This is a genomic window from Labrys sp. 22185 (genome assembly GCF_052045555.1).
Taxonomy (GTDB): domain Bacteria; phylum Pseudomonadota; class Alphaproteobacteria; order Rhizobiales; family Labraceae; genus Labrys; species Labrys neptuniae.
Map to the genome: position 1 here is coordinate 1 of NZ_JBQEPH010000015.1, position 20,153 is coordinate 20,153.

The following is a 20,153-nucleotide window of genomic DNA, read 5'->3' on the forward strand; positions in this document are numbered from 1 at the left end:
AGGAGACCCCATGAAGAAAATTGAAGCCATCATCAAGCCCTTCAAGTTGGACGAGGTGAAGGAAGCGCTGCAGGAGGTCGGCCTGCAGGGCATTACGGTGACGGAAGCGAAGGGCTTCGGGCGGCAGAAAGGCCACACGGAACTGTATCGCGGTGCCGAATATGTCGTCGATTTTCTTCCCAAGGTGAAGATCGAGGTCGTGGTGCCGGACGAGCGCGTCGAGCGCGCCATCGACGCCATCCGCAAGGCCGCCCAGACGGGCCGGATCGGCGATGGCAAGATCTTCGTCCTCAACATCGAGGAAGCCATCCGCATCCGCACCGGCGAGAGCGGCCTCGACGCCATCTAGAGCAAAGCGCGTTCCTGACCGAACGCTTATTTGCCCTAGCCTTCTGTTTAGACGCGTCTTTGTGATTCCAGGTGATCCCGTCCAATCGCAAAACGCTCTGGCAATCGGCGGGCTTTAGCCCGCACCGTAAAAAGATCGTGCCGAAACGAACGAAAGGTTTACACAAGATGAAGACCGCCAAGGATGTCCTGAAGGCGATCAAGGACAACGACGTCAAATATGTCGATTTCCGCTTCACCGATCCGCGTGGCAAGTGGCAGCACGTGACCTTCGACGTCTCCCTGGTGGACGAGGAGATCTTCACCGAGGGCACGATGTTCGACGGTTCCTCGATCGCCGGCTGGAAGGCGATCAACGAATCCGACATGTGCCTGATGCCCGACCCCACCACCGCCACCATGGACCCCTTCTTCTCGGCGGCCACGATGTCGATCACCTGCGACGTGGTCGAGCCCTCCACGGGCGAAGGCTACAGCCGCGACCCGCGCGGCATCGCCAAGCGCGCCGAGGCCTATCTGAAGTCGACCGGTATCGGTGACGTCGCCTATTTCGGCCCGGAAGCCGAGTTCTTCGTGTTCGATGACGTTCGCTTCAAGGCCGACCCCTACAACACCGGCTTCAAGCTCGATTCGACCGAGCTGCCCACCAATTTCGACACCGAATATGAGGGCGGCAATCTCGGCCACCGCATCAACACCAAGGGTGGCTACTTCCCGGTTCCCCCGCTGGATTCGGCGCAGGACATGCGGTCGGAAATGCTCGCCGCCATGCAGCAGATGGGCGTGGTGGTCGAGAAGCATCACCACGAAGTCGCTTCCGCCCAGCATGAGCTCGGCATGAAGTTCGGCACGCTGGTGACGATGGCCGACCACCTGCAGATCTACAAATACGCCATCCACAACGTCGCCCACACCTACGGCAAGACGGCAACCTTCATGCCCAAGCCCGTGTTCGGCGACAACGGCTCGGGCATGCATGTGCACCAGTCGATCTGGAAGGACGGCAAGCCGGTGTTCGCCGGCAACAAATATGCCGACCTCTCGGAGACCTGCCTTCACTACATCGGCGGCATCATCAAGCATGCCAAGTCGCTGAACGCCTTCACCAACCCGGCGACCAATTCCTATAAGCGCCTGGTCCCCGGCTACGAGGCCCCGGTGCTGCTGGCCTATTCGGCCCGCAACCGCTCGGCCTCCTGCCGTATTCCCTACACCACAAGCCCGAAGGCCAAGCGCGTCGAGGTTCGCTTCCCCGATCCGGCGGCGAACCCCTATCTCGCCTTTGCCGCCCTGTTCATGGCCGGCATGGACGGCATCCTCAACAAGATCGATCCCGGCCCGGCGATGGACAAGGATCTCTACGACCTGCCGCCCAAGGAACTCAAGAAGATCCCGACCGTCTGCGGCTCGCTGCGCGAGGCCCTCGCGGCCCTCGACAAGGACCGCGAATATCTCAAGAAGGGCGGCGTGTTTACCGATGACTTCATCAACAGCTTCATCGAGCTGAAGATGCAGGAAGTGATGCGCTTCGAAATGACCCCGCATCCGGTCGAATTCGAGATGTACTACTCGGTCTAAGAACTCAAAAACCATCCAGAGAGAGCCGAGCGGGGGGGGCCGGTGCAGCAATGCACCGGCCTTTCCCTTGCCACCGGCATCGCGGACAGCTGCACGAGAAGCACTCCGCCTTCGCCGATATGGGGGAATTGTATCTGCCCGGGACCTTCTGCGGGCGACCTGCGTTAGAGAGCTGGATCGAGGCCCGGATCACTGCCCGACACCGATCGGAGGACAGCATGGAGCATCCCTACACCTTCGGTATCGAGGAGGAGTATTTCGTGTTCCAGCGCCGGACCGGCGCCGTGCAGGAAACCATGTCGGCCCAGTTCTTCGACGAGGCCCGGCAGATGCTGGGCAAGCACGTCACACGCGAATTGCTGCAATCGCAGATCGAGATCGCGACGACGCCCTGCCGCAACATGAGGGATGCGAGGCTGCAACTGGTGGGCTGCCGCCAGGCCTTGCAGGACCTGGCCTTCAAGCACGATCTCGGCATCCTGGCCGCGGGAACCCATCCTTCCGCCGAATGGTCCGAGCAGCATCCCACCCAAGCCTCGCGCTATGGCAAGGTCACGCGTGACCTGCAGATGCTCGCCCGCCGCAAGATGATCTGCGGCATGCACGTCCATGTCGAGATTCCCCAGGAACGGTCGCGGGTGGACTTGATGACCCGCATGCTGCCTTATCTGCCGCTGCTGCTGGCGCTTTCCACGTCCTCGCCCTTCTGGCAGGCACGCCCGACCGGCCTGATGGGTTACCGCCAGAACATCTATGCCGAATTGCCCCGCTCGGGCCTGCCCGACCTCTTCCGGAGCGAGGAGGACTATCGGACCTATGTCGACACGCTGGTGAGCAACCGCATCATCGACGACGCCAGCTTCCTGTGGTGGGCGATAAGACCCTCCAGCCATCTGCCCACGCTGGAGCTGCGGATCACCGATGTCTGCACGAATGTGGAGGACGCCCTTGCCATTGCTGCGCTTTATCGCAGCCTCGTGCGGTATCTCTCCCGCAAGCCGGATCTCAACCGTGGCCTGACGTCGCCGGGGCGTGCGATCGTCGAGGAAAACAAATGGCGGGCGCAGCGCTACGGCATCCACGGCTCGCTCATCGACCTTCATAGCGGGCAGGCGCGAAGCGCCGCCAATATGCTGACCGAACTGCTCGATCTCGTTTGGGAAGACGCCGAACTGCTCGGCTGCAGCGAGGAATTGGCGACGGCCCAGATGATCCTGCGCACCGGCACCAGCGCCGATGGACAATTGGCAGTCTATGAGGAGCGCATTGCCGCCGGCGCCACAGCCGAAGAGGCTATCCGCGCGGTGGTTTCCTGGCTTGCCGACAGGACCGCAGCGCCACTTGCCGCAGGCCTTGCCGCCAGCGGCTGATGGCCGGTTGCGTTTCGATCCGCTTCTGCTAGAGCAAAGCGCGTTTTGACGGAAACGCTTGTTTGCTCTCACTCTTTGGTTCGACGCGTCTTTGCGATTCTTGGCGTACCCCCCAAATCGCAAAACGCTTAGGTCAAGGATATCGAGCGTGACGCGGGAGGGGCCATGACTGTCACCATAGACGGGCGACGTATGACCAGTGCCAAGGTCGTCCGCGTCGCGCGCTCTGAGAAGGCAGGCCGGTTCGAGAAGGCAGGCATCGAGGCCAAGGCCCGCGCCGCAGTGGCGACCGCACGCGACTACATCGATGCCAACTGGCTGAACGATCAGGCTCCGCTGATGTACGCCTTCAACACCGGCGTCGGCCTGTTCAAGGAAGTACGCATCCCCATCGCGAATATGGCGCATTACCAGGACCAGACCATTCGCGCCCATGCCACCGGCATCGGAGAACCCTTCGCGCGTGAGATCGTGCGGGCGACCATGCTGCTACGCGCCAATGCCTTTGCTTCCGCCTATTCAGGCGCGACACTGCCGCTGATGGACCGTCTCGTCGGCTTCCTCAATGCCGGCCTGCACCCCGTGATTCCTTCCAAGGGCTCGGTCGGCGCTTCCGGCGACCTCGCTCCCCTCGCCTATCTCGCCGGCGCCATCCGAGGGTTCGAGGACGTCCAGGTCGAGTATAAGGGCAAGGTCTATCCGGCGCCCGAAGCCGCGCGCCGGGCCGGCTTCGAGCCCGAATACAAGATGGGGGCCAAGGAAGCCTCGGCCATCGTCAACGGTTCCACCGTATCGCTGGCCATCGCAGCCCTTGCCCAGGAGGATGCCAGACGCATCCTCAAACATGCCGACATCGCGCTCGCTCTGACGCTGGAGGCCCTGCGCGGAGAACTGGCCGCTTTCGACCCGCGCGTGCATGCGGCGCGGCCGCATCGCGGCCAGGCGCGCACCGCCCGCAACCTGCTGCGCATCGCCGGCGATTCCAAGCGCTGCTCGGAAGGCGCTCGCGCCATCCTCTATCCCGACGAGGCGCGCGATCCCTCCAAGCCCGTGCCGCCGCGCGTACAGGACGTCTATTCGCTGCGCTGTGCGCCTCAGGTCCATGGCCCGGTCTTCGAGGCCCTCGCCTATACCGACGGCATACTCGGGGTGGAGATGAATTCCGCCACCGACAATCCGCTGATGTTCGCCAATGACGACGCCAGCTACGTCTCGATCTCGGGTGGCCATTTCCACGGCGCCTATGTCGCCCAGGCCATGGACCTTCTCGCCATCGCCATGACCGATCTCGGTGCCATTTCCGAACGGCGCCTTGCCCGCCTGATCGACCCTGTGATGAGCTATGGGCTGCCGCGAAACCTGCTCGCCGGCGAGCGTGGCCTCAACACCGGCTTTGCCACGGTGCAATGCTCGATGTCCGCGCTGGTCATGGAAAACCGCGGCCTCGCCACGCCCGGCTCGGTCGACTCCATCCCCGGCAAGAGCAATGCGGAGGATCATGTCTCCAACTCCACCTGGTGCGCGCGCAAGGCCCGCACCGTGGTGGAGAATGTCGAGCAGATCGTCGCCGTCGAGATGCTGATGGCGGCCCAGGCGCTTTCGCTGGTTGCCGATCGCAGCAAGGACTACCCGATCGGCAAGGGCTCGCAGGCGGCCCTGGAGGCCATCCGCGCCGAAATCGCGCCGGCCCTTGACGGGGACCGCTGGTACCACCACGAAATGCAATCCATACTCGAACTTGCCCGTAGCGGCCGCATCCTGGCGGCCGTCGAAACGGCAGTCGGCGGCCTGGAGTGAGGAGACCCCATGATTCTTGTGTGCGGCGAAGCCCTGATCGACTTTCTGCCGGTCAAAAGCGCCGATGGCCGGAACGCCTATCGGCCGGCTGTCGGCGGCAGCCCGTTCAACACGGCCGTCGGCATCGGCCGGCTCGAAGGTGATGTCGGGTTCTGTGCCGCGCTGTCCACCGACTTCTTCGGCGAGGACCTTGCCGCTGCCCTGACCCGGTCGAAGGTCAAGCAGCACTACGTCGCCCGCTCGAAGCACTCCTCGATGCTCGCCTTCGTCTCCGTCGGTGAAGGCGAACCCGAATATGCCTTCATCGACGAAGCCTCCTCCAATCGCCTGTTTTCGCCCGAACGCGACGTTCCACCGGTCGGGCCGGAAGTTTCGATGATCTGGACGGGCTCGGTCGCCCTCATCAACGACCCGATCGCTTCGGCCTATGAGACGCTGTATTTTGCCAACAAAGGCAAGCGCGTGCTCGGCATGGATCCGAATGTGCGGCCGACCGTGGTGGGCGATGCCGTCGAATACCGCTCCCGCATGAAGCGCATGACGGAAGCCGCCGAGATCATCAAGATCTCCAAGGCAGACCTCAACTGGCTCTATCCCGGCATCGATCCCGCGGCCTGGGCGCAGGATCTGGTGGCCAAGGGTGCTCATTTCGTGGTGCTGACGGATGGCGGCAATGGCGCGGAAGGCTATGGCAAGGGTTTTGCCGTGAAGAGCCCCGTGGTCAAGGTCGAGAAGGTCGCCGATACGGTCGGCGCCGGCGACAGCTATTCCTCGGGCCTGCTCACCATCCTGCAGCGGCGCAACGTGGTTTCCATCGATACCGTGAAGAATCTCGATGAGGCCATTGCCCAAGAGGCCATGGACTACGCCGCACGGACGGCGGCAATCACGGTCTCGCGCGAGGGCGCCGATCCGCCCTGGAATCACGAAATGGCCTGATCGCCATCCCGTCCGGTATCTCATCCCTGAAGAGCGGCATTGTCACCGATGCCGCTACTTCTCCAGTTCAGCCAACTTCCTGTCGAAACGCCCACTCTGCAGGCTGATCAAAGCGAGCAGCGGCAGCGCGAACAGCGCCAGATGCACATAGCCGCCGCGAACCAGCAGAAATTGCGCAATCAGCGTGCCCGCATCGATCAAGAGCAAAAGCACGGCCGCCGCCAGGCTTGCCACGGGCACGAGCACCAGCAGTGCCGCGAGCACCTGCGTCGACGATAAGGCGATGCGCATCCAGGGCGCAAAGCCGAGCGCGTCGAACTGGCGAACCATGATCCGATGCCCCCACAGGGTGAGCAATGCGGGCGCGAGGAAAATCAATGCCACAAGAATACGCAAACCCCAGGTAACCAGAAGCTTGGTACGGGACTGGGGAGAAGACTCGGACTCCATTCGTGTACTCGCCAACAACGCCTTTGACGCGGCTCACGCACGATGAAAGTGCTTGCAGACGTCCACGAGGCCAACATTGAATAATCCGCCTGCTTCACCGTATTGGCAACTGTTAAAATTGCACGAGAGCGCGATCTGTAACCTGCGAAACGCCCTGCCCCTCTTGCCACCTGAGGTGGCCTCCACTTGCCGCCGCAGAGGAACACTTTCCGCAGCGCGCCGGAAGGACAGTTTCATTCTGGCAACGGCGCCGTCGCAGGTGCGTTACTACACGGTGCACCGCATGCCCCGGCGGACCTCACCATGCTGGATGCCTGACGCCGGCAGGACAGACAGCGGGCGGAAACGCGACGTTGGATGGCAGTGAGGGCGCAACATGGTTTTCCCAGCGCGCCTCCAGTCATATCCTTTCCGGAGATTGACCGGCTCAACAATACGTTCGCCGAGCTAACGGCCCGACCGGCTGGAAGACGATACTACCGGCCCTTGCGGGCGGTGTCTCTCGATCACACGTCATGTCGGAAGCTCATCTCTGTGCCCGGGTCCCGGTTGCCCGTCAGAGATTGATTCTTTCAACGAGCGCCTTGCCAATCACCGATTCCGAATGGCGACACTGCGCCGTCTTTGGGAACAGAATGACCAATGGCCAGCCGACCCGGCTCTGTATCTTCGGCGATTTCCTGGAGAAAGTGGCTCGGGGACCTGGACCCCGAGCCATTTTCGCTTGCAGTGCAATAAGGCATTGAAAACGCTAATTTTCGGCCATTATTGCCTCATTTCTCTTGCGAATACCCCAAAACCTCATATCAAGGGTGGACACAATTTAGTGTGTCCATCGCACGCGACAGAGGAACAGATGGCGAATTCGAGGAACGGCATTACGTGGCGCGGCAAGCGCGACAACGGCCCTAAGCGAGCGTTCCTAAAGGTCAGAGTTCCGACCGATGTTGCGGCAGCAGCCGGTAAGCAGTTCATCCAAGAGGCACTTGGCACAAGCGACCCGAAGGAAGCGGCGAGGCTCGCGGCCCACCGGCTTGCCCAGCTTCGTGATGAGTGGAAAGCATACCGTGAGCACCAACTCACGCCCGATGACTTCCGGCGAATCGGCGCGGCCTTCTATACCCGCGAGATCGAACAGGATCGAAAGCGCCGGGCAACCTATGCCGACGCGGTTGAGATCGATGCTATCAAGCTGCCCCCGGCGCAAACTGATAGCGACGAAGCGCTAGATGACGACGCGCTGGCATTCCTCGACGCGCTGATTCAGCCTGAACAAGACGCCGACGACAGGCAGGAAACCCTTGCGGCACTCCGAAGCGGCCTCCGCACCGGGCGTCCTGCCCTTCTCAGCCAGCTATCAGCTAAGCTCTCAGTCGAGACGCGACGCTCGCTGGCCGATGCGAAGCTTGCCGTCACCGACAACGCGCCCGAGTTCCGCGAGGCCCGAGACACGATCCGCCGTGCATGGATTGCCAGCCTAGAAACAGCGATCGAGCGGGATGCTGGCAACTTCGGACATCAACCCGCCGACGAGATCGTGATACCGCCTCCCGCCGCCCCCAAGATCAAGGGCGATGACGTGATGAGCCTATGGGCGATTTACGAGCGCCAGAATCCGAACAAGGTCGCGACCGACACGCTGACCTACAGCCGGCGCGCCATCGAGCAGTTTGCACAATGTCAGCCGAAGGGATTCATCGCCCAGCAGATAGACAAGGCGGCGGTCCGCCGCTGGCACGACATTCTCGTTGAAATGCCGGTCAAGGCTAGCGAAACGAAGGAGTTCAAAGGCCTCACGCCGTCGCAGACAGTGGCGCGCAACAAGGTGATGGAGGCCCCAAAGCCCGCGATCAGCACAAAGACTGTCAACAAGAGCCTATCGGCTCTTGGCTCATTCTGTGTGTGGCTGATCAAACGCGGAACGATCGACACAGCGAATCCGGTCGAAGGCTTCTATCACGCGAAGCCAGAATCGACCGTACGCGCTTATTCGAGCGCCGAACTAACCAGTCTCTTTTCCTCGCCGGCTTTCATCGGATGCTTGGGAGACGACAAACTCAGCCAGAACATAAAACCCGGTGATCTCAAGATCCGCGACGAGAGATTTTGGTTGCCGTTGGTGAGCTTGTTCTCTGGCGCTCGCCTTGGCGAGCTGGCGCAACTGCTAATCGATGACGTTCGCATCGAGCATGGGCGGCACGTGTTTTTCATTACGCCCGAAGGCGACGCGTCGAAAACTCTCAAGACGAAGCAGTCAGCCCGCATCGTTCCAGTGCATCGCGAGCTAGAGCGCCTTGGATTCATCGCCCATTGGCAAAGCATGAAAGACAAGGGTGAAACTCGCCTATTTCCAGATATCGAGCGCAACGACCAAAACCGCATCGGCGGCGGCTTTTCTCGCTGGTATGGGCGCTACGCTACAGCGATCGGTCTCAAGAGCGACCGAACCGTGAATTTCCATAGCTTCCGGCACTCATTCATTGATGCGTGCAGGAGCGCCGATTTCCTCGATAGTGAGTTTGCTTTTGCCGTAGGTCATGCTCGGTCAGGAACGAAGACGACACGCGGATATGGCAGCATCAGCGAAGGAACGATCAATCGTGCATGTGAAATCGTTGACGCGGTATCTTACACTGGCTTGGACCTGAAGCACCTATACGCTCAATAATTCCTTTCAACTGGCTAAAATCAAATAGTCACTTAAATATTTATTAAAAATTCCGTTTGGTAATCCATGAAAAGCGCGGTACACTTATGGGGTTCATAGGTGTTGCGTAGCGTTGCGTTGGTTTTCTAAAAAGAACCGGGTAGTTAGTCAGCAGGCAGTAGCTAGTCTGTCTGATGAAGCGGAAGTGAAGACGCCCTCCGAAAACGAGCAGAGGCAGGCGTCTTCACTTTCCACGCCCGAAGCTTGGCTTCTCGAAATCATGGGCGCGCAGCCCGCACTATCTGGCGTTACCGTCAATCCGCGCACTGCAATGGGATGCACGCCAGTCCGCGCCGCTGTGCAAGCAATCGCGGAACCGCTCGGCTCCCTCCCCGTCATCGTCTACAAGCGTACCGGCGACGGCAAGGAACGCGCCTCCGATCATCCCGTCTATCGCCTCTTGCACGACAGGGCGAACCCTTGGACCTCCGCAACCGATTTCCGCGAACAGCTTGCCCGCGACGCCCTGCTTCACGGTGACGGCCTCGCATTCATCAACCGCGATAGCTCCGGCCAGCCCGTCGAGCTTCTACGCCTCACCTCCGATGCAATCCAGATCAGCCAGGACGATCTAACCGGCGAGCCCAGCTATAAGGCCACGACCGGCAGCCAGCGCGTGTTTGCCGCCTCTGACGTTATCCATATCAAGGCCCCGTCGCTCGACGGCTATTCCGGCCTTTCGATCGTGTCGAGCTGCAAGGAGGCGATCGGCCTCGCCCTGGTGCTCGAACAGCATGCGGCCCGGCTCTTTGGTAACGGCGCAAAGCCTTCCGGCATTCTCAGCGTCAAGAATACGCTGAAGGATGGTGCGCTCGCCAATATCCGTGCAGCTTGGGTAGCAGCGCACGGCGCTGGTAAGAGCGGCAACACCGCCGTGCTCGACGCTGACACCGAATATCAGCAGCTCACCATGTCGAGCGTTGACGCGCAGTTTCAGGAAATGCGCGCCTTCGCCGTCGCTGAGATCGCCCGCGCCTTCCGCGTCCCGCCGATCCTGTTGCAGGATCTTGGCCGCGCCACCTTCAACAACTCCGAAGCGCTCGGCCAGCAGTTCCTCACCTTCACGCTTCTCCCTTGGATCAAGCGCATTGAGGGTGAAATCGCCCTGAAGCTCTTTGCCGGCGATGACGAGCACTTTGCCGAATATCTGGTGGATGACCTGTTGCGCGCCGACTTCGCGGCCCGCGCTGAATCCTATTCCAAGCTGATCGCGGCCCGCGTGCTCAACCCGAACGAATGCCGCGCCATGGAAAACCGCCCGGCTTACGAGGGTGGCAACGCCTTCGAAAACCCCAACACCTCGACCCAGGGCGCGGCCCAGACGAAGGAGCCCGCAGCCAATGGCTGACACCTCAATCACCCGGTTTTTCGGTGACGCTGAATATCCCCTCAAGCTCACCGGCGTGCAGATTGTGGAGCTTGAGCGCCTCACCGGGAAGGGTATCGGCGCGATCTATTCCGACGCTCTCGCAATGCGCTTTGCCTATGCCGAAGTTGCGGAAACGCTGCGCATCGCCCTGATCGGCGGCGGCATGGATCACAAGCGCGCTTCCGAGTTGGTCGCGGCCTACACCCTCCCGCTCACGCCCTCTTACACGCTCGTCGTGGAAGTGCTGAGCGCCGCATTCTCCGGCCCCCAGGCAGAAGCCGCGCCGGATGATGAGCCCGCTATCTCCCCTGACATTTCAAACGCGACCTATGCCGACGCCATCAATGCGAGTTTCAACAATGGCTGATCATCTCGACCTTGAAACCCGCTTTACCTCCGTCTTGGATGACGGAACCATTGAAGGCGTTGGCGTTGCCTACAATGTGGTCGATTCCTACCGCAGCGAGTTTGCCCCCGAGGCCTTCAATCCCAAGGGCAAACTCCCCATGCTCTGGGCGCACGACAGCACCCTTCCGATTGGCAGTTGGTCCCGCTTCGAACAGCGTGCAGACGGCTTGCACGTTACGGGGAAGCTCAACCTCGCTGTCGCCAAGGCCTTGGAAGTGCGCGCCCTGCTTCAGGCTGGCGATATTAACGGCATGTCGATCGGCTTCCGCACCCTCAAGGATACCCGTCTCGCCAATGGCGTCCGCCGCATTCTTCAGGCTGATCTCCGCGAAATCTCGATTGTGACCTTTCCAGCCGTTCCCGGCTCGACTGTCTCGACCGTGCGTACGATCGGCCCTGACCTCACCGAATTTCACCGCGCCCTTACCGGCGCAATTGCAACGCTTCGCCGCTAAGGAGATCCAATGTCGAAGCACGTAGACCCCGCCGGTTTGGAGATCCGCTCCGAAGTCGGTAGCGACGCCCTCGCCGCAAGCTGGGAAGCTCTCTCACGCGCCGTCGAAGGCTTCACCAAGGAAGATTCGGCGGCCCTTGCTCGCTTCATTGAGGAGCGCGCCGCCCCTCTGGAAACTCGCTCGGACGATGGCAATGCCGACCTCGCCGCCGTGACGCGCGCCGTCGAAGAATTCCGCACCTCGGCAGAGGCCTTCCAGACGCGCCACACCGACGAGCAGAAGAAGCTTGCCGACACGCTCGATAAGCGCATGTCCGCCCTGGAGGTTCGCTTGAACCGTCCCGGCCATCAGGAGCAGCGCCAGGACGAAACCCCGATCGAACAGCGCGCCTATGGCCGTTTCCTCGCCCATGGCCGCGCCGCCCTGGAGCCCGAAGAAATTCGCGCCCTCACCGTCGCCACGGATGCCACGGCGGGTTATGTGCTGGCACCGGAAGAAATCAGCAAGGAATTCATCAAGAATCTTGTCGAGTTCTCCCCGATCCGCACCGTTGCTGATGTGCGCAGCACCGGCTCGCACACCGTTGTGCTGCCGAAGCGCCTTTCGATCACGAACGCCAAGTGGAAGGGCGAAACCGTCGCTTCCGAAGGCTCCGAACCGACGTTCGGCACCGACGAGATCGAAATGTTCACGCTGAAGACGCACGTCGATCTTTCGACGCAGCTTCTGCGGGATTCCGTCAACAACCCGATCGCCCTGGTGAATGAGGCCCTCGCCGAAGATTTCGGCCAGAAGGAAGGCCTCGCTTTCCTGAAGGGCAGCACCGCCGGTCAGCCCGAAGGTTTCATGAGCAATGCCGATGTTGGCATTTCGCTCAACGGCCACGCCACGAACCTGTCGGCTGATGCTCTGATCAAGATGAAGTATGGTTTGCAGGCCGCATACCGCAATCGCGGCACGTGGATCATGAATGCGAACACCCTCGCCGTGCTCCGCACGCTCAAGGATGGCGCGGGCAACTATCTCTGGCAGCCGTCCTATCAGGCTGGTCAGCCCGAGACCATTCTCGGCTCTCCGGTGTTGGAAGCGGTCGATATGGACGACATCGCCGCCAACGCTTTCCCGATCGCGTTTGGTGACTTCAAGAGCGGCTATCGCGTTTATGACCGCGTTGCTCTTGAAACCTTCTCGAACCCGTTCCTTCTGGCAACCGAAGGCCTTGTGCGTATCCACGCCCAGCGCCGTGTCGGCGCGAAGGTGATCCGGCCCGCCGCTATCCGCAAGCTGAAGATGGCGACGGCCTAACCAATGCTCGGAGCGGAACCCTTGGCGGTCGCCTTAGGTCGCAAGACCTTTGCGCTTGGGTTTCCGCTCCGCGCTGCGCTCCGTCTGGTGCGCTGCTACCCCGCTCCCCTCGACCTGCTACAGGCCCTTGCGGAGTGCAACACCTCGGCAATGGCCCAGGTCATCAGCGAATGTTCCGGCACCCGCTACAGCCCCGAACAACTCTTTGATGACCTCGCCCCGGCGAACCGTGGAATGCAGTTGCGCACCCTTGCCGGCATGCTTGGCGCGCATGTTGCTTCACTTCTCACAGATGGTCTCGACATCAAAGACGACGAGCCCGCCAAAGAGCCCCAAAAACCCGTGAAGCACGCCAGGAAGCTCGAAACCCGCGCCGAAGGCTATGAGGCCTTGTACGAGATCGCCGGTGGTATCGGCTGGCCTCCAAATGACATTTGGAACGCCTCTCCTTCAGAGATCTTGAGGGCAGCTAAAGGGCGCGGCGAACTAATCGGGGACATTCTCAAGGCCGTCTTTGGCAGCGCCGACGACGAACCAGACAACGACAATCGCACCTACGATCCGGCCCGCGATGACGGTGTTTTCGACCGCGAAGGCCTTCAAGCACTCAAAGGAATGGGAAAATGGTAGTAGCTAAGGACGAATTCGAAAGCTTCAGCGGCGGCCCGTATAATGCGCATGCCGCCGCCGAAATCGTCCCGTCTGATGATAACGAGCTCGCTTTCATCACGCTCGCCATTTGGATTGGCACTGCCGGCAATCTCAAGGTGACAATGATGAATGGCAGTACCGCCACATTCCAGAATGTGCACGGCTATTTTATCGGTCGCGTGCGCAAGGTATGGGCAACCGGCACCACGGCAACCGGCATTGTTGCGGTGTGGTGATTCATGCGTGACGTTGTTCTTCATGGCCGCCTCGGCAGCACCTACGGTCGACGTTTCACGCTCGACGTGGTTTCCCTTGCCGACGCTATGCGCGCCCTTGGCGCTCAGCTTCCCGGCTTTCGTAAGACCGTTCATGACGGGAATTTCCGCGTCATCGTACGACGCGCTGGCAAGGATATCTTGCACCTTGGCGAAGACGAGATCGGCATGAATCTCCCCAAGGGCGACCTTCATGTCGTTCCCGTGGTGCAGGGCGCTAAGAAGGGCGCGGGCATCGGCAAGATTATCGCCGGGCTTCTGATCGCCGCCGTTGCATGGTGGAATCCCGCTGGCGCTTTCAGTGCTGGTGGCATGCTCGCAAACGCCGGTATGACCTCCGGTCACGCCATGATTACGGGCCTTGGTATCGCAGCCGGTGGCCTCGCTCAGGTGCTTTCACCAACTCAGAAGGCAGGTAAGGACGAGAAGAAGTCCGACAGCTTCACCCTCGACGGCGTGATGAACACCGGCGAGCAGGGCGTGGCTGTGCCGCTGATCTATGGCGAGATCATGGTCTCCGATCCGACCCCGATCAGCGCGGGCATGAGCACCACCAAGATTCCGAACGGTTCGACAAAATCCTCGGGTAGCTCGGGATCTATCGGCTTCGGTTGGACCAATGCCTAGCCGTGCGCCTCGCCTATGCATTTGCGGCAGGATTGTTGCTGGCGGCGCTCGTTGCGTATGTCAGCAACAGCGTAAGGCCGAAACAGACCGACGCCGCCCCACCGCCCACGATCGAGGTTATGGGGCGAAATGGCGCTCGGCACGCGAAGGATTCCTAGCCAAGCATCGCCGTTGCATCAGGTGCGATCAGCCGGCGACCGTTGTCGATCACAAGATCCCGCACAAGGGCGATATGCGGCTGTTCTGGGACCGCAACAACTGGCAACCGCTTTGCAGCCATTGCCACAACAGCTTTAAGCAATCTTTGGAGAAATCACGATGAGCAACACTCCCCATCAGGACGCTAATCTTAAGCAGCAGATTAAAGAGCACGATGCCGCCCTTCCGGCAAACGTTCCCCTTCTGTTGTTTAAAGAACAGGAAGCTCATTCGCTTGAATTTCACCTCGCCTTGCGTAAGGCGTGCGGCAATAAAGCCCGCGTGCTCGTTATACCCTACGGGCTCGAATACCTCGGCACCATTGACTAAACCATGAGCGCCTCTAGCGACAAGCGGCTTTGGGCTGCTGTAATCCATCAGGCCATTGTAGACGCAACCGCAACGGTCACAGCGAGTTCGGGTGGCATCTCGGAATACGAGGTAATGCAGGCCCGCAACTGGTTCGAACGCGCCGGCCCTGACTTCCGACGCGCATGTGCTCTTGCCGACCTTGAGCCCGACTACGTGCGCACCAAGGCCCTTGCTGCCATCGCCGCTTGTGACGCAGGCGAGAAGATTCAGCGCAAGCCAGAGAAGCCAGTACCCGGTCACTCGGTTCGCACTCACTTGTATCAAGGCAAGCCCTACACGATTGCCGAATTGGTGAAGCTCAGTGGCCTGAAATACAGCATGATCACTTGGCGTCTCAATAACGGATGGACCGTTGAGCAAGCGGTTTCGACGCCCAAGCGCAAGCCCGGTACCAATTGGGGTAGCAGCACGGCCCGCAAGCCCACCAAGCGTTACGACTACGAAGGCCGCAAGATCACGATCAGCGAAATGGCAGCGCACTGCGGTGTCTCGCGCCCGGCAATCCATCAGCGCCTAAGCAAAGGATGGAGCATCGAGAAGATTATGCAAACGCCCGCGTCATCCAACAATCTGGCCTATTACGAAGGCCTTAGAGACGCGACCTGATAAGCTCATCGCCTCGCATCCTCACCACGCCCACGATCAGCCGGGAATGCGATGAAGGCCTAACAGAAAGGGCGCCCTTTTGGGGCGCCCCTCTGCTTAGAACAGCCTCGCAAGAGCGAAGATCCATGAAGCCAGATACAAATCGCATCCAAAGGCCACGCGGCGCATCGTTCCGTCCGGCTGGCTGGCTTCGATAGTGACGAACACCGACATGCGGAGTTCTCCTCTATCTTTGTGGGAGGGCCCTTATAGTAGCCGCCATCCCACACCAGGCCATCGCTTGAGGGTTTTGATTTTAGCCATTCGTCGACCCTCGGCACGCTCGGCTATTTCGGTGTTAGGATCGAAGATACGGTCAGCGGGCGAATCCCGCAATAGCTCACCACATCGTTACACATTAAAATTTTCTCAAGGCAGCGGCCTAGAAGTCCCGGCTCATCAAATGCCCAAGGGTCTGTGTCTTAAATAGTGTGTAAGGCCACTCTCCCGACATTCCCAAGATAGCCATTAGCTTATGATGAAAATTATTCTCGGTAATATCCATCTCTTTAGCTTGTTGCAGCGTCAGAGTAGACGTTTCCCAAAAATCATCCATCATCAGATTTGGCCTATACGCCATATATAGCGCATAGAAAATCTTCATTGGTTCGGTCCAGATCTCTCCAAATTTACAATAGCGTGCGATATTAAGAAACGTCCGCAGACGATCGCCCCGCATTAAGCGTTCCTCGCTTGGCCAAGGATATTCACTTCCTCGACCGCGAATCTTTCTACCTACATGTTTCAGGTAATTATAGGTTTGGCCGACAAGCTTATTATAATCGCCAACATATTCCGGCTTAATCCTATTCCTCATATCCATTTCATCGAAACGACCCGCATCTTGATACATGCGAGACAGCACCTCTTGCGCTGCCATAACTACAAGGTGCGTTGTGTAGGGACTGGCATTGATCGCGATTAGCTGAATGCAGGTATCGATGTGATGCCGTGCTACATCAGGTTGGCTAAGAGGGTGGTCTGAATCATCCCACGAACGCCTAACACCTTCCAACATCATTGATTCCCCAAACAGAAACCGACGGGCAACTATACGCCTCGACCCGGTCTAGAGGTAGGTATGGGGGGTAGAGCCGAATATTTGCCCACAACGAAAAGACCGGCGGACATCCTTCGTGCAAGATTTTTCCTAAATAGGATTTTTTAGAATAAATATTCCATTATTGGAATGCCGTGCTATCATAGTGGCATGATGATTTCGCTCGAAGATATGAAGGCCCATCTCAACGTCACCTTTGACGATGACGATGCATTGATCACGGCAAAGATCGAAGCGGCCCAGGCTTGGATTGAATCCTACATTGGTGCGCCCTTCGCGGATGCTGAAGCTATTCCTGCCGATGCCAAAGAGGCATGCCGGCAGCTCGCCGCGTTGTTTTACGAGAACCGCGAGACTTCCATTATCGGCAACGGTCTCACCATGCATGACATGCCGTTTAGCGTGCAGGCCTACGTTCTCAACAACCGGGCTTGGAGCTTCTGACGATGGCCGATGATGGCGGATTGTCCCGAATTCAGAAGCGCCTTGCTGCTATCCCGGCGAAGGTGAAGGAGGCAGCGGCTCAGGCCGTTGTGAAGGGCGCGGAAGAGCTTGCTGACCTTCAGCGCGACCTTGCCCCGGTCGAGACTGGCGCGCTGAAGGATAGCATTCACGTCACCCTCCCCGGCGAAACGACGCCGCCCTATTCGCAGCCAGGAGGCCAGCAGGTCGCGCCCGAAACCGGCGCGCTGGTGACGGTCGGCAACAGCGAAGTGCGCTATCCGCATTTGGTTGAGTACGGCACCGCCGACGCGCCGGCCCAGGCCTTTTTCTGGCCCGCCTATCGGTTGCTTCGCAAGCGCATCACGAACCGCGTGAAGCGCAGCATTCGCACCGCCATCAAGAGCACGAAGAACAATGGTTGAGGCTGGCCTTTCCCTTCAGAAGCTCATTGCCGATCGCCTACTAGCGAGCGCTGACTTGCTCGCCCTGGTCCCGGCTGATCAAATCCGCGCATCGAATGCACGGCCCGAAGCTGATCGCGTAGTCATCCTCGGCTCTGGACATACCGTCTATGGCGACGACTACACGCAGTTTTATGACCGCCCCGCGCTGGATATCCACGTCTACACCCGTGAGTCGCACCCCAACATCGCCCGGCAGGTCGCGGGCATCATCCGCGAAGTGTTGCGTGCCCGGCCCTGGTCTGCCGATGGCTGGATCGTGCATGGCTTATCCGCGAACAACGGTAGGTTCTTTCGCGATCCCGGTGGTGAGTACGCCCACGCCGTTATCTCGATTGACGCCGTGATGCAGAAGGCAGCAGCATGAGAGCTGGCAAGCTTGATCGCGTTGTCTATGTCGAGCGCGTGAGCGTGACCTATGACGAGTTGCGCGCCCCGGTTGAAGCGTGGACACGCCTCTTCTCTTTGCGCGCCGAAGCGATCCAGAACGGAATGAAGGATTTCCTTCTCGGCGGTGAGGAGCATGCCAGCCGGAACACGATCGTATTCCGCACCCGATTCGTTCCCGGTATCACCCTTAATGATCGTGTTTCCTACGGAGAAAATCTCTTTAAGATCCTCGAAATCAAGGAGATCGGCAGGCGGCGCGGCCTTGAGCTTCGATGCGAGAGGATCGGCAAATGAGAGGCCGCAAGCCCGCCGCTATCGTCGCAGGATCCTCCCCGGTGGTTTCCGTTCCCAAGGCCCCGGCTTGGCTTAGCGCCGACGCCAGGAAGGAATGGAAGCGCACGGCGCAGATCATGGTCGAGCGCAAGACCCTCACCGAAGGCGACCTTGCCGCCCTTGAGGCCTTTTGCGTTGCCGTGGCGACCGTGCGCGAATGTCAGCGCGCCCTCGCCGCCGATGGCATGTTTGTCACCAATGCCAGGGGCGAGGTGAAGCGCCACCCCGCAGCCGGCACCATGGACGCGGCGAGCAAGACCTTGCGCCTCTATGCGGCGGAATTGGGCTTAACGCCCGTCAGCCGCAGCCGGCCCGCAATTCGTAATGATAGCGAAGATGACGAAAACCCCTTCGACATCTGAAAGCTTCCCGCATTGGATCTATGACGGCTCCCCGATCGAAGACCCCTTTGGTTACGGTCAAAGGGCCGTCGATTTCGTCCGCAGCCTGAAGCATCCGCAGAGCAAGCTTCCGGGTAAGCCGCTCATTATCCCTATGTGGGTTGAGCGCTACCTTATGCGCGTCTATGGGCCACGACACCCCGACGGCACGCGCATCGTCAAGACGGTGGTGCTTTTGCTCCCTCGCGGCTCCGGCAAGACCACGTTTGCCTCTGCGCAGTCTCTCTTGCATCTGCTTGGCCCCGAACGCCGCCCCTTCGGACAGTCGATCCTAGCCGCCTCCGATCGGTCGCAGGCTGGTATCGCCTTCATGGAGGCACGCGGCATTGTCGAGTGCGACAAGCGGCTCTTCAGCGCTACGAAGATCTATGACGCGCATAACAGCCGGAAGAAGCTCGACTATCGCAAGATCGGATCATCGCTCGAGGTGATTTCCGCCGATGGCGGTAAGCAGCATGGGCGTACGATCAGCTTTGCCTTGTGCGACGAATTGCACGTTTGGAAGGGCCGCGACCTCTGGCAGGCGATCCAGACCGGCGTCGATAAGGTGGATGACAGCTTGCTTGTGATCGCCACGACCGCAGGCACCGGGCAGACCTCCGTCGCTTATGAGAAGATCGAAGAAGCTCGCAAGATCGCCCGTGGTGAAATTGTCGATCCGTCGATCCTGCCAGTGCTCTTTGAGGCAGACCCGGATTGCGATTGGCGCAACGAAGAGCTTTGGCACAAGGTTATGCCCGGTCTCGCCCACGGCCTCCCGCCGATCGGTGGCGTGCGCCGCCATGCCCGGCGTGCAGAACGCAGCATGAGCGAGCTTCGCGACTTCCTGCAATTGAAGCTCAATGTGTGGCAGGACGCGAGCAAGTCGCCTTTCGTGAACATGTCCGTTTACGACGAAGGCGCGGCACCCTTCGACCTGCAGGATATGAAGGGGCTTCCGTGCTGGCTCGGCGTCGATTTGTCATGGCACGGCGACCTTACCGCCCTGGTTGCTTGCTGGCGCGCAGAGGATGACACCTATTTCGTGCATCCCTGGTTCTTTGCTCCGCGCGGCAATCTCGACGAGCGCGAGCGTATGTCTAAGCTCCCCTATAAGCAGTGGGAGAAGGACGGCCTTATCGAGATTCACGAAGGCCGCGATATCGATCACGGCTTGGTTGAAAAGCGCATCCGGCAGCTTTGTGAAGACTTCGACGTTCAGCAGATTGCCTTCGATCCCGCGCATGGGCGCGACGTGATGAATCATCTTGTAGACGATGGATTGCCGGTTGTTCAGCACCGGCAGATTCCCGGCCTCATGATGCCTGCTATCTCCGCGACCGAACATATCATTGTGGGCGGTAGGTTCCGGCATGGCGGTCACAAGCTTTTGCGTTCCAACTTCGCAAACGTCGAAGTTGAGAAGACCGGTTACGGCGACAAGTCGAAGCTGACGAAGTCGGAAGAATGGCTTTCGATCGATGGCGCGACGGCTACCGTTATGGCTGTAGGCCTTGCCAGCTTGGGCGAGGTTCGCCGCAGTATTTATGAATCCCCTGACTTCGACCCCTCTATGATGGTGCTTGCGTAA

The 20,153-nt window shown here is 59.9% G+C and carries 24 protein-coding genes; 22 read left to right on the plus strand and 2 right to left on the minus strand.

Annotated features, from left to right (window positions below; translation table 11 throughout):
• Positions 1-10 precede the first annotated feature (10 nt).
• From ACTJKX_RS24325 to ACTJKX_RS24345, 5 genes are all read left to right on the plus strand, one after another.
• Positions 11-349 (plus strand): P-II family nitrogen regulator, encoded by a 339-nt coding sequence (locus tag ACTJKX_RS24325; protein WP_068296275.1) that lies wholly within the window; start codon positions 11-13, stop codon positions 347-349.
• 167 nt (positions 350-516) lie between these two features.
• Positions 517-1,926 carry a type I glutamate--ammonia ligase gene (gene glnA, locus ACTJKX_RS24330; RefSeq protein ID WP_322430268.1) on the plus strand — a complete coding sequence of 470 codons (1,410 nt, stop codon included), beginning with the start codon at positions 517-519 and terminating at the stop codon, positions 1,924-1,926.
• 218 nt (positions 1,927-2,144) lie between these two features.
• A complete protein-coding gene (locus ACTJKX_RS24335; RefSeq protein WP_440726805.1) occupies positions 2,145-3,296 on the plus strand; it encodes a carboxylate-amine ligase in 1,152 nt (383 codons plus the stop codon).
• 165 nt (positions 3,297-3,461) lie between these two features.
• On the plus strand, positions 3,462-5,093 hold the full coding sequence (locus ACTJKX_RS24340; protein WP_440726806.1) for an HAL/PAL/TAL family ammonia-lyase: 1,632 nt from the start codon (positions 3,462-3,464) through the stop codon (positions 5,091-5,093).
• A gap of 9 nt (positions 5,094-5,102) precedes the next feature.
• The gene (locus tag ACTJKX_RS24345) at positions 5,103-6,032 is read left to right on the plus strand and encodes a carbohydrate kinase family protein (protein WP_311934894.1); all 930 of its coding nucleotides are present in this window, start codon (positions 5,103-5,105) and stop codon (positions 6,030-6,032) included.
• Between the two features lie 54 nt (positions 6,033-6,086).
• Here the strand turns inward: ACTJKX_RS24345 and ACTJKX_RS24350 are convergent, their stop codons facing one another.
• On the minus strand, positions 6,087-6,482 hold the full coding sequence (locus tag ACTJKX_RS24350) for a DoxX family protein (protein WP_367622955.1): 396 nt from the start codon (positions 6,480-6,482) through the stop codon (positions 6,087-6,089).
• A gap of 856 nt (positions 6,483-7,338) precedes the next feature.
• On the opposite strand from ACTJKX_RS24350, the gene ACTJKX_RS24355 reads away from it, so the two are divergent.
• From ACTJKX_RS24355 to ACTJKX_RS24405, 11 genes are all read left to right on the plus strand, one after another.
• Positions 7,339-9,150, plus strand: coding sequence for a DUF6538 domain-containing protein (locus tag ACTJKX_RS24355; RefSeq protein ID WP_440726807.1), 1,812 nt, complete (start codon positions 7,339-7,341; stop codon positions 9,148-9,150).
• 112 nt (positions 9,151-9,262) lie between these two features.
• Positions 9,263-10,537, plus strand: a complete 1,275-nt coding sequence (locus tag ACTJKX_RS24360) for a phage portal protein (RefSeq protein ID WP_440726808.1) — start codon at positions 9,263-9,265, stop codon at positions 10,535-10,537.
• Entirely contained in the window at positions 10,530-10,925 is a 396-nt protein-coding gene (locus ACTJKX_RS24365) for a gene transfer agent family protein (RefSeq protein ID WP_440726809.1), read from the plus strand. The genes ACTJKX_RS24360 and ACTJKX_RS24365 overlap by 8 nt, the downstream gene beginning before the upstream one ends.
• Positions 10,918-11,421, plus strand: a complete 504-nt coding sequence (locus ACTJKX_RS24370; protein WP_440726810.1) for an HK97 family phage prohead protease — start codon at positions 10,918-10,920, stop codon at positions 11,419-11,421. The genes ACTJKX_RS24365 and ACTJKX_RS24370 overlap by 8 nt, the downstream gene beginning before the upstream one ends.
• A 36-nt stretch (positions 11,422-11,457) precedes the next feature.
• Complete coding sequence (locus ACTJKX_RS24375) at positions 11,458-12,726, plus strand: phage major capsid protein (RefSeq protein ID WP_440726811.1); 1,269 nt, start codon at positions 11,458-11,460, stop codon at positions 12,724-12,726.
• A gap of 21 nt (positions 12,727-12,747) precedes the next feature.
• A complete protein-coding gene (locus tag ACTJKX_RS24380) occupies positions 12,748-13,356 on the plus strand; it encodes a hypothetical protein (protein WP_440726812.1) in 609 nt (202 codons plus the stop codon).
• Positions 13,350-13,613: a spike base protein, RCAP_Rcc01079 family gene (locus ACTJKX_RS24385; protein WP_440726813.1), complete on the plus strand. Its 264-nt coding sequence runs from the start codon at positions 13,350-13,352 to the stop codon at positions 13,611-13,613. The genes ACTJKX_RS24380 and ACTJKX_RS24385 overlap by 7 nt, the downstream gene beginning before the upstream one ends.
• A gap of 3 nt (positions 13,614-13,616) precedes the next feature.
• Positions 13,617-14,279: a tail assembly protein gene (locus tag ACTJKX_RS24390; protein WP_440726814.1), complete on the plus strand. Its 663-nt coding sequence runs from the start codon at positions 13,617-13,619 to the stop codon at positions 14,277-14,279.
• Entirely contained in the window at positions 14,272-14,601 is a 330-nt protein-coding gene (locus ACTJKX_RS24395; protein ID WP_440726815.1) for an HNH endonuclease signature motif containing protein, read from the plus strand. Before ACTJKX_RS24390 ends, ACTJKX_RS24395 begins: the two co-directional genes overlap by 8 nt.
• A complete protein-coding gene (locus tag ACTJKX_RS24400; RefSeq protein WP_440726816.1) occupies positions 14,598-14,807 on the plus strand; it encodes a hypothetical protein in 210 nt (69 codons plus the stop codon). Before ACTJKX_RS24395 ends, ACTJKX_RS24400 begins: the two co-directional genes overlap by 4 nt.
• A 3-nt stretch (positions 14,808-14,810) precedes the next feature.
• On the plus strand, positions 14,811-15,455 hold the full coding sequence (locus tag ACTJKX_RS24405; RefSeq protein WP_440726817.1) for a hypothetical protein: 645 nt from the start codon (positions 14,811-14,813) through the stop codon (positions 15,453-15,455).
• Positions 15,456-15,876: 421 nt separating this feature from the next.
• Here the strand turns inward: ACTJKX_RS24405 and ACTJKX_RS24410 are convergent, their stop codons facing one another.
• Entirely contained in the window at positions 15,877-16,515 is a 639-nt protein-coding gene (locus tag ACTJKX_RS24410) for a hypothetical protein (protein WP_440726818.1), read from the minus strand.
• A 189-nt stretch (positions 16,516-16,704) separates the two neighbouring features.
• Here ACTJKX_RS24410 and ACTJKX_RS24415 point away from each other — a divergent pair, with 189 nt between their 5' ends.
• Genes ACTJKX_RS24415 through ACTJKX_RS24440 form a run of 6 tightly spaced genes read left to right on the plus strand, consistent with a single transcriptional unit; the run spans position 16,705 to position 20,153 of the window.
• Positions 16,705-16,998: a head-tail connector protein gene (locus ACTJKX_RS24415; protein ID WP_440726819.1), complete on the plus strand. Its 294-nt coding sequence runs from the start codon at positions 16,705-16,707 to the stop codon at positions 16,996-16,998.
• A gap of 2 nt (positions 16,999-17,000) precedes the next feature.
• Positions 17,001-17,420, plus strand: a complete 420-nt coding sequence (locus tag ACTJKX_RS24420; RefSeq protein WP_440726820.1) for an HK97-gp10 family putative phage morphogenesis protein — start codon at positions 17,001-17,003, stop codon at positions 17,418-17,420.
• Complete coding sequence (gene gp17, locus ACTJKX_RS24425) at positions 17,413-17,826, plus strand: tail completion protein gp17 (protein ID WP_440726821.1); 414 nt, start codon at positions 17,413-17,415, stop codon at positions 17,824-17,826. Before ACTJKX_RS24420 ends, gp17 begins: the two co-directional genes overlap by 8 nt.
• A complete protein-coding gene (locus ACTJKX_RS24430; RefSeq protein ID WP_440726822.1) occupies positions 17,823-18,143 on the plus strand; it encodes a head-tail adaptor protein in 321 nt (106 codons plus the stop codon). Before gp17 ends, ACTJKX_RS24430 begins: the two co-directional genes overlap by 4 nt.
• Positions 18,140-18,544 carry a phage terminase small subunit P27 family gene (locus tag ACTJKX_RS24435; protein ID WP_440726823.1) on the plus strand — a complete coding sequence of 135 codons (405 nt, stop codon included), beginning with the start codon at positions 18,140-18,142 and terminating at the stop codon, positions 18,542-18,544. Before ACTJKX_RS24430 ends, ACTJKX_RS24435 begins: the two co-directional genes overlap by 4 nt.
• Positions 18,519-20,153, plus strand: coding sequence for a terminase large subunit (locus tag ACTJKX_RS24440; protein ID WP_440726824.1), 1,635 nt, complete (start codon positions 18,519-18,521; stop codon positions 20,151-20,153). Before ACTJKX_RS24435 ends, ACTJKX_RS24440 begins: the two co-directional genes overlap by 26 nt.